Origin of the sequence: Nostoc sp. FACHB-888 (assembly GCF_014696655.1) — a bacterium.
Taxonomy (GTDB): domain Bacteria; phylum Cyanobacteriota; class Cyanobacteriia; order Cyanobacteriales; family Nostocaceae; genus Nostoc.
This window is the reverse complement of sequence record NZ_JACJQM010000149.1, coordinates 1-10,712: the sequence shown is the minus strand read 5'-3', so window position 1 is coordinate 10,712 and position 10,712 is coordinate 1. Positions and strand designations below refer to the sequence as shown.

At 40.4% G+C, this 10,712-nt stretch carries 8 protein-coding genes and 2 pseudogenes; all 10 read right to left on the bottom strand.

The genetic code is table 11. From position 1 onward, the window contains the following. Positions 1-1,274: pseudogene (locus H6G26_RS34095) on the bottom strand (DUF3854 domain-containing protein); the annotation flags it as partial. 47 nt (positions 1,275-1,321) lie between these two features. After that, positions 1,322-1,804 carry a relaxase/mobilization nuclease domain-containing protein gene (locus H6G26_RS34090; protein WP_242054071.1) on the bottom strand — a complete coding sequence of 161 codons (483 nt, stop codon included), beginning with the start codon at positions 1,802-1,804 and terminating at the stop codon, positions 1,322-1,324. A gap of 10 nt (positions 1,805-1,814) precedes the next feature. Next, positions 1,815-3,590: a type IV secretory system conjugative DNA transfer family protein gene (locus H6G26_RS34085; RefSeq protein WP_190735499.1), complete on the bottom strand. Its 1,776-nt coding sequence runs from the start codon at positions 3,588-3,590 to the stop codon at positions 1,815-1,817. A 155-nt stretch (positions 3,591-3,745) separates the two neighbouring features. Further along, entirely contained in the window at positions 3,746-4,936 is a 1,191-nt protein-coding gene (locus tag H6G26_RS34080; protein WP_190735497.1) for a hypothetical protein, read from the bottom strand. Next, entirely contained in the window at positions 4,933-5,679 is a 747-nt protein-coding gene (locus H6G26_RS34075; RefSeq protein WP_190735495.1) for a hypothetical protein, read from the bottom strand. The genes H6G26_RS34080 and H6G26_RS34075 overlap by 4 nt, the downstream gene beginning before the upstream one ends. Continuing rightward, positions 5,676-7,235: a TrbI/VirB10 family protein gene (locus H6G26_RS34070; protein ID WP_190735493.1), complete on the bottom strand. Its 1,560-nt coding sequence runs from the start codon at positions 7,233-7,235 to the stop codon at positions 5,676-5,678. Before H6G26_RS34070 ends, H6G26_RS34075 begins: the two co-directional genes overlap by 4 nt. Beyond that, entirely contained in the window at positions 7,232-8,026 is a 795-nt protein-coding gene (locus tag H6G26_RS34065; RefSeq protein WP_190735491.1) for a hypothetical protein, read from the bottom strand. The genes H6G26_RS34070 and H6G26_RS34065 overlap by 4 nt, the downstream gene beginning before the upstream one ends. A gap of 252 nt (positions 8,027-8,278) precedes the next feature. Next, entirely contained in the window at positions 8,279-9,388 is a 1,110-nt protein-coding gene (locus H6G26_RS34060; RefSeq protein WP_242054070.1) for a hypothetical protein, read from the bottom strand. A gap of 95 nt (positions 9,389-9,483) precedes the next feature. Next, positions 9,484-10,191: a hypothetical protein gene (locus H6G26_RS34055; protein ID WP_190735489.1), complete on the bottom strand. Its 708-nt coding sequence runs from the start codon at positions 10,189-10,191 to the stop codon at positions 9,484-9,486. Between the two features lies 1 nt (position 10,192). Next, positions 10,193-10,712, bottom strand: a pseudogene (locus H6G26_RS34050) (hypothetical protein); the annotation flags it as partial.

The window sequence follows — 10,712 nt, the reverse complement described above, 5'->3', positions numbered from 1 at the left end:
CAATACCAAAAACCACTCAAGCGATCGCTGTCGGTGGGGTTTACTCCAGCTTTTGAGTAAATATTTTGGGCAATCACGCCTGGGACATCTAGCAAGAAAATGCTCAAATCAACTGATGGTGGATGCTCATATTTGATGAACTTGCCTTCAACCGCAACAGTGAACCCATCTTTTTTCACGGTTTTGGGTCTGGGGCGGTTTGGCTTATAGCATCCCCATTCTTTAATTTGAGGTTGCTCACCAGGGGTAAGATTAGCAAATGTGCGCGGATCTACTCCTGAATTACACCACCAGCCACCTGCATCTAAGTGGGAATAGAGTTCTAAAAGCCTAGTAGAGAGGCTACCTGTATTTGTACGTGAGAGTTTGTCGCTGATCATGAGCCGTTCCCAAGCTTCATGTTCGCCACCGACATAGCTAAAATGAAGACTAGAGAAATTGAGATGTGCAATTTCTGGTGCGATCGCGCTGCCTACTACTAGCTCGTGCCAATGTTGCGGATCAATATGTTCTGGGTGATGAGGGATATGTTGATTATTTTGTGGCTCAAGTTTTTCACTAGTTATAGGAATTGTGTGGTCGATGACAATCTTTGTTGTTAAATTATCAACTGCAATGTCATAAGAACTAATCACTTCATTTTGGTGACTTTGGTTATCAACTTCATTGTTGGCGCTGGTTTGGTTAATCAAATCCTCATCTACAAACTCAGAGGAATTATCAACACTCCCTTGATGTGATTGTGATAATGTATCTTTAAGTTCATCTTCACCTGTTAAAAAAACATTTCTATGGATAGAAGGATTTAAATCTAGATTTTGTTGGTCTTGAATAGGTACATATTCCTGGGGATTTTGAGAATCGAGTGGTATAGTTAAAAACTCAACAGATGTGGCAGAAGGCGGAAGAATTAAGGGGGAATTGGGGTTAGGTAAAACTGGAGGTAAATCAGGAGCAGGAGGAAAATTTGACGGTGTTATATCATTACTACCGGGGAGAAGTTTCGGCAATAAATATGCCATCATCTCTTCTACTTGTTCTATTTCCTCATCTGTTACACCTTCAAAGTTACCTTTAGACCATTTCCAACCACCATCCTTATCAGGAGTAAGAAAATAAGTTTCTTCTCCTATTTCAATTTGACATTTTAAATCAATAGCTAATTCGATTGATTTATAAATAAACTCTCCTAAAGGATAAATAAAAGCTCTAATAAAATGCTGACTAGCTTTAGCGTAAGCAGAAGTGAGTTGCAAATGTCGTTCATCAAACATATTTTTTGTTAATTATTTATACACTGTGCCTTGTGCTGTACTCTTGTTTAAGAACAACAGTTGCATCGGCTCTGCAAATATTTATTGTTAGCAGGGTTTTCTAAGATCCGAGAACAAGATTGACGTAAAACCTCATATTGTTGCCAGTTAGCCCCCAAGTATTTGATATCAATGAGCTTACCTTCTGGAGTAACCCGATTAAAAACAATATGAATGTAAACATTACTTGGATTAATATCAAAAAAGCAAATATACTGCAAATCATGCCAGCCAATACCGTGAATATATTGATTAACTATTTGAATACATAATTGTTGATTTAGTTTAATATAAATATTTTTCAAACTGATAACAATATATATTCCTAAACTCTTAAGTCTTGGTCTAGTTCCAGACAAGGTATTAAAATTGTCAATGATTTGAGTTGGAGGAATATTAATGTCAATGAAACTACCATTAGCGAGAATATACTGTTGAGATAAAGTTTTGATTAAGTCAAAGTTCTCAATCTTCAATTCTTCAATAGTCATTTTCATAATATTAAAACCCGATATCAGGAGGAACTTGGTCTTGATTAACCATACTGCCAACGTCTTTTGATGTCAGACCGGAATTATTAGAAACAGCTTGAGGATTTTGGGGAATGGGGAAGCGTGAATCAACTTGCTTAACTCGCAAAGCTAAATCTTGCTGTGAGGGAAATTTTTGTGTACTCTTTCTAGCTAGTAAACTGACAATCCTTGCCCATTTAAGTTGATTGTATTTATCAATATTTTTGAGTGGCTCATTAATTTTGATACTTTTGAGTAAAGGAACAGACCCCTCCTTTTTATTGGCATAAGCCGGATTAATAAAAACGCATTTACCAGCAATTAACTTCAGAAATTGAGCCGATTCAAAAAGCTTTCTAGTTTTCTCTTGGTCGCTGATGCTTGTGCTATTATTTTTACTACCAGTAGAACGGCTTTTTTGCTTGTACTTAATCTCTTCATCACCTAAGAAGCTGGAGAATAATTGCGCCGACTCGTTCTCACCAGGATTAAAAATGAATTTAGTGCTGCAAGCCCCCAGGATCGCCTTAGCAATATCCTTACCGTAGTTCTTCTCAAGCTGCCCCATATTTTGGAAGCCGATAAGACCGCAAAAGCCCTCAGAACGAGATTCATTCAGCCATCTATATAAATCAGGCAGATAAATAGACGGTAATTCATCCAGTGCAACGATCAGTGGATCTTTCCTTTTAGAAGCAATATTTCGGGCGATAGTCATGTGTAAAATGCTGGTCATGAGGGGCCCTACTGCATCTCGACGTTCTCTGTCCAACCCAAAGATAATCACCTGCTTACCTTTAATTTCCAAAGGTAAAGTTGTCTTACCGATGAAACAGCCCAAGGTGTTTTTCGCCATGAATCGCGTAAACATAATACTGGCGGTAGCAACAATACCGGCGACAGTTTTTTCAGATGCGGCAGAACTGAACAGTTGCCCAAAAGCAATTTTTACCCAAGGATTGAGAGAAGCAGCCATCAGGCGTTTGACCATTTGCTCACTAGAGAGGATCGCCGCGCAAGTCATAACATCTGCGAATTGACCAAATTCTTTAGCTAACATCAATATTGCTTGAGTCAGCTGATCACCGGATGGGCCAAAGAAACCATCTTCAGTTGAATTGCCCAAAAGTCGGAAATTCTTATTGATCACAGTGGAAATTTGTCGGGACGATTCGGCATCACTACTATCCCGGAGAAAATCTAAAGGATTGCAGACTTCAGATTCAGGAAATCCCGGTGCAAAGATGTGAACATCATAGCCCTTATATTTAGCATAAGCAGCAACTTTCGCTTGAGATGGGTATTTAAAGTCATAAACTATACATGGAAATTCTTGATCAATTGCCGAGTAAATCATCGGGTTAATGGCGCTGAATGTTTTACCACTACCGGGAGCGCCGATGACTGCCGTACCCCGTTGCACATCAGGAATATAAAAAGTAGTGCCACCACCTTTTCCCTGATGCTTACCAATGTAAAGTGCCGCACTATCACATTGGGGATTGGCAATTTGCAAGATGGCTTTTTTCTGAGCAGTAGCAGTTTCTTTACCACCACCCCAATAACTGGTAGCAATTTTCTTTTTGTTACCATCGCCAAAAAACACCTTGAGCAAAATATAAGCACCAAGTAAGGACAAAACTGTTAGTCCATTGGGGGTGAAAAGAGAGTGAGTGTACTTGCCGATGCTGTCATGAGGGTTCTGTAATTGCTCAAATCGAAATTCTTGAGGGTTAGCGCTATTTATTTTGAAAGATTTGCTCATATTTAAGGTAGAGAATTAGGTTGACCAAGCCCCGTTGGGGCGGGGTGTAGGGTGTGGGGTGTGGGGTGTGGGTGAAGAAATAGCCTCAATAACCGTGGGTCACTTGCCCCCACTAATACCGTCTTCCCTACACCCAACACCCTACCCCCAACACCCTATTCTGGTTGACCAAGAACGATAGGATCTTTCTCTCGGTACTCAATAAAAGGCACAGGCCCAATGAAGTAGGGGCTGCAAGTGCGACCAATGAAGGGTATAGTTTTGCAGATCCGGAAGAACATAGTAGTCTCCACCTTTCCACTGCCTTCATCAATATTCCAAACTACTTGCTTAAAACTAGAGCCAAAGGGGTTCCTGCCAGTAGGCTCTTGACCATCATTAAGACCTTTTAAAATGCCAAATCCACCATTAACCTTTTGGAATTTCCCGGACATCCACTGCGTTCCAGTAGTCTTACCAATACCGGACATTTCCGCATGAGCGCAGTTATTTTTTAGACAGGGAACATTAAAGCCATCTTGATAGCTACCAGATATGGAACGGGTACGGTTAGCCTCAATTTCTCCCAATGGCAGATCAAATGAAGCAACAAATGAAAGGTCAAGCGTTCTCAACCCCGGTAAATTATCCCAGGTGAGTGTTGATAATCCTGGTACACCATCAATTCTGGAATCTTGCCAATTGGCAAAGCGATTTATTGATGCGCTCTGGATATTAGGAATGGATGTCAAAGGATAATTTTTTAAATTAATTACTCGACCAAGTTGAACATTACTTAAATTGTCATAGCGGCTGAGATTAGCGATTGTACTGCCATTAATGCCAAATCTTCTCGCAAAATCACGGATAGGTATAACACTATTAACATTTCTATTACCCAAATTAGGAACGGCTTTGACCAAATTTGGTAAGGTCTGCCATTGAGTTAATTGAAAATCATCTAATGTTAACCCACTTAAATTGATTCCTTGTACTGAAGATATGGTTGAGAGATTTAAATTTTCTATTGCTAATTGAGGTGTTTCAAAATCTCCCAGTTCCATAAACTCGCTAATGCTTTGTCCTGCCGTCCAAGTTCTAGTTTCTGTACCTCTTGTGCCTGGATAGGTAACACTCTCACTTTCAGAAATAACCATGTCGCTAAAACGCAAGCGCGACCAATCAGGAGTAAACCCATTCGGTGAATTTACAATGGGTACTTGTGCTGAAGCCTTGGGTAGCAAAAAGCCTACAAAAGAGTTCAATAGCCCATATCTTATGAAACTATGAAGAAATAAGCTACCTACTAAACCAAAAAAAATGAAGTAACGTAAGGCGTTATCATTGAGCCGAAAAGATGATTTCATAAACTATTACCTTGTCTTAAATTATCAGAATTATTATTTAAAGCAATTAATTTGTTAACTAAGTCTTGAGAGACAGAAGCCTTATTAGTAGCAGTAGAAATGTCATCACCTGCTTGTATATAACCGATTAACTTTTGCAAGCGCTGGTGTAGTTCATCTTGCTGATGAATCCATCCACTTTTAATAGCGACAACAATACCGCCTCGAATTTGGTTAATTGTTTGCTGTGTTTTAACTAATGATTGCAATTGAGGTTTCGGGGCTGTTTGTCCTCGTGCGACATCATTCTGGATCGTTACCTGACTATATTTAGGAATGCCATTACTTGTTGCTAGCCGAAAACTGTAAGCTTTACGCTCCCCAGAGGATGACTGCGTAATTACTGTTAACAAAGTGGTAGATGTTTGCGGTATCCCAGGAATGTTTACTCTCAATATCCGTCGCAGATGAATCAGCCCAGCACCGGGGCTAGAGCAATTCTGATCCAGTCCCTCTAAACAACCATCTGTGTCAAGCAGAATTTGCGATGGGTCGTCTAACCAGACTTTTTTAATTGTCTCGCCAATTTCATAGAAAGAAATTGCTACACCGTGACCATTCCAGACGTTAATAGTTTGTAGTTTGGCCTGCGTCCCACTAGCTTGAGTTTGTTTGATGGTGCGAACGACTGGTGCGGCAATTGTGGATAGTGGTACACAAGCAAATGCGAGAGCCAATGGTATACCAATCAAAAACTTTTTCATGGCAACTCCAAAGAACGATTTACATTAAAAGTGACTCTGGTTCCCTGTGGAATAAACCAAGTATTAGGGCGAGAAGTAATTTCTTGAGTATTACGTTGATTACGTTGGCTGATGTTTTGGCTAACTTGACCAAAAAAACCTGACATTAACGCACCAGTGAGATTGCGCTGATTGCCACTACTACGTTTGCGAATCCTGCCTGTGAATTCATCAGAAATTTCTTCTTCACTATCCGGTTGGTTCATAATCTCCCCAACCTTCCCCAATGCAGACACAGCACCACCAAACAAGTCACTACGGGCAATCTCGCCACCCCTGTCCTGAAATCTTCGAGCTATTAGGGGTGTACCACCAACTCCTGTCACGGAAATCGCACCCGCAGAAATAGGATATTCTGTATTATCTTTGATGATCGCTCTGACATAAGCGACAGCGTAACTGCCGCCATCAACTGAAGCTAACTCGACTGCCAATAAACTACCCGAAGGGATTACTACTTGCCCATAGTTATCGCGTAAATCCTCTTGCAGTCTAGCAATAGACTTAGTGTTATTAGAGGTTAGTGTTTGTGTCTGTGTCTGCCCTGAATTATTAACTGTGGTTTGAACTAATGGAGTAACAATCACACCAGTAGCAAAAGTGCCAACGGTGAGGTAGCGAGTTTGTTTACCTTGGAGAATTTGGCTTTCTTGAGGTAAATAATTGTTAGCTAAAGTAATCTTGTTAACCTTAGAAGTCGCTTGCCACCTGGGACGGATCTTTTCAATCGATTCGCTTGAGTTTTGCGGCGTGGTTTGGTCAAAATTATTTATATCTATTTGTTCATTCGGTTGATTTTGAATTGCTTGAGTTTGAGAAAGATCCGGATCTAATGAAGATTGTTTACTGGTGCTAGTTTCGGCGTATGCGATTTTGCCGTAAGAACCGATACCACGGAGTTTGTTCAATTGCTCAAGGGGATCTAGGGGTGTTAGTGTTCGTGCAGATATAGAGGATCTTGGAGAAAAACTCGTGCGTGTTGGTGGCTGAGTGTAGGTTCTTCTAGGTTGTGGTGCAGTCTGAGTTACGCGACGTGGTTGTGTATTTTGAACACTCCGTGGCGCAGGTCGCGGAGATGGTGGGTTAGATGGCACAACCTTTTGGTCTACTGAAACTGGTACTGGCGCTGGTTGGTCTTTTCTATTTTTGTTAATGCGACCTAACTCATCTTCTTGATCCGACAGAGCGAGTTTTGCACGCGCATCACCGTCTCCATCATCACTTTCTTGGGCTTGTTCAGTGGTCAGTATTTCCTGCGTTTTCAGACCAATTTTTGGTGATGGTGCGGGATTGAAAACACCATTGAGCATCAAAAATATCGCTAAAAATCCAACTCCAAAAGGGACAGCAATTATTGCTAGTCTTGACCAAGGAGAAGTAACAAATGTGTGCTTAGTCGCTACTAATAAACTTTCCGGTTCTGGTGCTTTATTACCATTAGTTTTATTAACATCATCTATTTTAAGCAAATCCTCTAAAGTCGATACAGACCCATTTTTATTATTCTCTTTACTCATTTTCTTTTGCCCAAATCTAAATCGACAATTTCTGTAATTTCTAATCCGGCTCTCCGGGTGGCATAGATTTTCTTAGCTAATTCGCTAGTATTAGCTGGGATATACTCTGGATTAGAAATTGATGAAAGTGTAATGGTTTTATTAAAAGTAATCCCTTTGCCGGAATTATCACTACGTTCAAAAGTTACCAGCGTTCCAATAAAATCTATTTCCCATTTTCCATCTCTGAGTTGCCGTGGCTGTGAAATAAATCTAGGGATTAAAGATACTTGCGTATCACCATTGAATATGCTCGTGGGAGTAATTGAGGCTAATTTTTTCAGAAATGCGGCTCTAAATCCTCCATTTTCACTCAAAGCAAAGGCAGCATCATAAGCTTTACTTGTGACTCGACTATTAGATTTATTATTAATCTTGCCTACTTCTACCCCAGTATCTTGTTTAGTAATAGGTTCGCCTTTTTCATTGAAAACTTGTACTATCCCATCCCAATTAAACATCTTAATGAAGGTATCAGAAATAAACTTTCTAATCACTTCATCAGAGCGGTATTGAGGGTCTACTGCTCTAGCGGAAATCGTATCACCTGATGATAATTGGATCAGAGCTAATTGCTTATTATTTAGTAGAGAAACCGCTCCATAATTAAGGAACTGTAACAATAGAGAAAATCCAGCCATTGAAAACCCAACTAGAGAAATTATTCCTACTCTCGTTGGTACTGATTGATTATACCTGAGCAGTTGCAATGGCTCTTTCTTAGCAGTAGAAGCTTTTTTATGATTCAGCATAAGCATATAAGAAACAAGGTATAGGGCAATACTTGTCGGTTTTTGGGGGGAAGGGGTAAAGCCTACGGCTGGGGAAAGGAACGAAATTAACCTTTACCCCAAACCCAGTAACCTTATTCCCCTCTTCAATTGCCCTTTCCCCTTTAACCGAACCGTACCGGGGTGTAGGGGGCACATCAATTCACAATTTGCAGTACCCCTTTAGAGAAGCAAGCTATGCGATTCGTATTTTTAAAAATTAACTTTGTAGGCTCACTTAGCTATTTTTCCAACCAAGCTACCACCTCTGGTAACTAAACCCTTAGTGACCTCAATGGCGATTGAACTATAAGTTTCAGCAGCTTTATTAATTTGAGTAAGGACAGCAATGCCACCACCAGCCGCTAAACCTGCACTCAAAAACGGGGCAATTAAACCAATAGTAAACAGGAAGAACATCGGTTGATAAGTTTTAGAATCAGCGACTAATTGTCCAGCAAATCCAATAATGATATTGAAGCAGAGTTTTCCAAAACCTACACTGAAATATCCCACTAACCAAGTGTAAATAGACTTAGCTCCGTAGGGCAATAAAGAACCACCAACCGCCACTGGCCCAAGGAGTGCTGTCACTAGCATGGTTAATTCAATTCCCCACTGGTAAGCTCCGCTCATTCCAACTAAAATTATAGTAATAATGTCTGTTATGGCAGACCCTACAAAAGCATTAATCGGAGAGAATATTAACTCAACTCCATTTGCTTTACCGTCTTTGACATCATTGAAAGCATCAACAGCACCATCAATCGTATCGGTGAACCAAGAAAACAATCCGTTTTGACCAAATTTATCTGGATACCTCTGTTTCAAATCTTCTTTTGCTTTGTTGAGACATTCTATCTGTTCTTGCTGACTCAATGACGAATTTTGACACCTGTTAATAGTCACACCAACAGCAGAGCGTGCAGCTTCGGTTCCTATCGCTTTTTCGTATACCTCTCTAAGGTCTAGCCCCGCAGCAGTAGTCCCAAGAAGTAATGTATTTACATTGTTAATATAATTCCTAATACCTAAAGTTGATTTTCCCAAAAGACTCCCGTTATTACTTAATAGAAGGACAACTATGAAAGGCCAAATAAAATCGGTATAAGCCCGTTGCTCCTCCCCCGCCATCATCTTTTTTGTCCATTCAACTATGAAAAAAGTTAACGTAGCCACGGCGAATAAAGCGCCAACAGTACACATCCTTGTATAAACTTCACCGCTTATGGTTCGCTCCCACAATTGATTAAATCCTTCGGCAACAGCGATCGCATTATTATTTGCTTCCTGGGCTAGTTGACCACCAGATGTTTGTCCTAATAAATAGTACAGATGCGACATGTGCAAAATTCTCCTGAATGCTGGGATGCTGAAAATACAAACTTGCAGTAACTATGGTGCGTGAATGACTTTTTATATCCGCGCACTCATAACTTTTATTCCTTAAAAGTAGGATCTAGCCGTGCATTAAGTACGACTTCATGTAATAAAGATAATCTGCCATCTTCTTCGGAGTTCTCCTTTTGCCTTTGGGAATCAAGATGCTCCGCTACTTGCGTTAGCATCAAGTTAGAGTAAGCATTGTCCTGTCGGGCTAATAGCGAATCAGTACGTTGTTCTGCTAACATCGACACAATTAGCCCATTCTGAGACGCGATCGCTTTGAGGATGTTCTGAGAAGCGTCCATATTCTGAGCTTCCGAGGCGATATCACTGGCTTTTTGAGCAATTTGTGCAGTAGTATCAATTTTTTCTTGAGTTTGCTGCTGTCCTTTTTCGCTGACCACGCTAGCGACAGAAGCCAAAGCTAGGTCGCGTGAGAGCTTCTGTGCTTTTTCTTGGGCGACAGGATAAGAATAATCATCCTTAAGTGAATCCTTCAATTGATCAGCCGAAGCAATTGGGTCAGGCGCACCCAATTGTCCGATAGAACTATCAATTGCAGCTGACGCATTTTCTTTGATGTCAGCCCAAGCACTGTTAATCTCATCAGATGCCCCGGCTTGAATTTCACCAACTTCACTTTGAAGATCCGAAACTAATGAATTGATAAAATCGTTAATACTGAAACCATAACTAGGTGCAGCAATAAAGAAACTGCCAACCGCACCAGAAATTATTACACCAATCGTCCGTTTTTTCATATTAAGCTACTTGCTTTATGTGTGATTTTGAGAGTAAATTCTTCGCTAATTCTGATAACTCTTCCTCCCGAATCATTCTGATATAATCCTCACTAAATTTGACTAACCCAAGCAGAGGATTATCTTGATAGTATTTAAGAAACAAACTGCGTAATTCTTGCTCGTTTGGATTATTAGCAACTGAGGCTAATAAACAGTAAGCAGGATAATAGCGACAGAAAGTTAGCTTGCCGTTATCATCAAGCAACCACTGAGAGTAAATCCCCGACTTTTTGGGATAAAAAGCTTCTGTGCTATTGACCCTGATGATTTCAGTTGGATATTTAAAGCGAACAATGAACGGGTCAACGGCTGATGATTGAATCCTGCCTACTAAACGTGTAGTGATATTGGCAAATATCTTCTGTGCAGCTTTGCTCTGATATATAGTCTCTGGTTCTTGGGCAGAAATAATAACGCGGATACCAGACTTAGCACCATTGGCACACAATCGCCCAATTAACGAGGCGATAGCATCAAAT

Bases quoted from the DNA above. Each gene is read 5' to 3' on its own strand.
- H6G26_RS34060 (WP_242054070.1), bottom strand. From the start codon at position 9,388: ATGTCGCATCTGTACTATTTATTAGGACAAACATCTGGTGGTCAACTA.
- H6G26_RS34085 (WP_190735499.1), bottom strand. From the start codon at position 3,590: ATGAGCAAATCTTTCAAAATAAATAGCGCTAACCCTCAAGAATTTCGA.
- H6G26_RS34070 (WP_190735493.1), bottom strand. From the start codon at position 7,235: ATGAGTAAAGAGAATAATAAAAATGGGTCTGTATCGACTTTAGAGGAT.
- H6G26_RS34090 (WP_242054071.1), bottom strand. From the start codon at position 1,804: ATGACTATTGAAGAATTGAAGATTGAGAACTTTGACTTAATCAAAACT.
- H6G26_RS34065 (WP_190735491.1), bottom strand. From the start codon at position 8,026: ATGCTGAATCATAAAAAAGCTTCTACTGCTAAGAAAGAGCCATTGCAA.
- H6G26_RS34080 (WP_190735497.1), bottom strand. From the start codon at position 4,936: ATGAAATCATCTTTTCGGCTCAATGATAACGCCTTACGTTACTTCATT.
- H6G26_RS34055 (WP_190735489.1), bottom strand. From the start codon at position 10,191: ATGAAAAAACGGACGATTGGTGTAATAATTTCTGGTGCGGTTGGCAGT.
- H6G26_RS34075 (WP_190735495.1), bottom strand. From the start codon at position 5,679: ATGAAAAAGTTTTTGATTGGTATACCATTGGCTCTCGCATTTGCTTGT.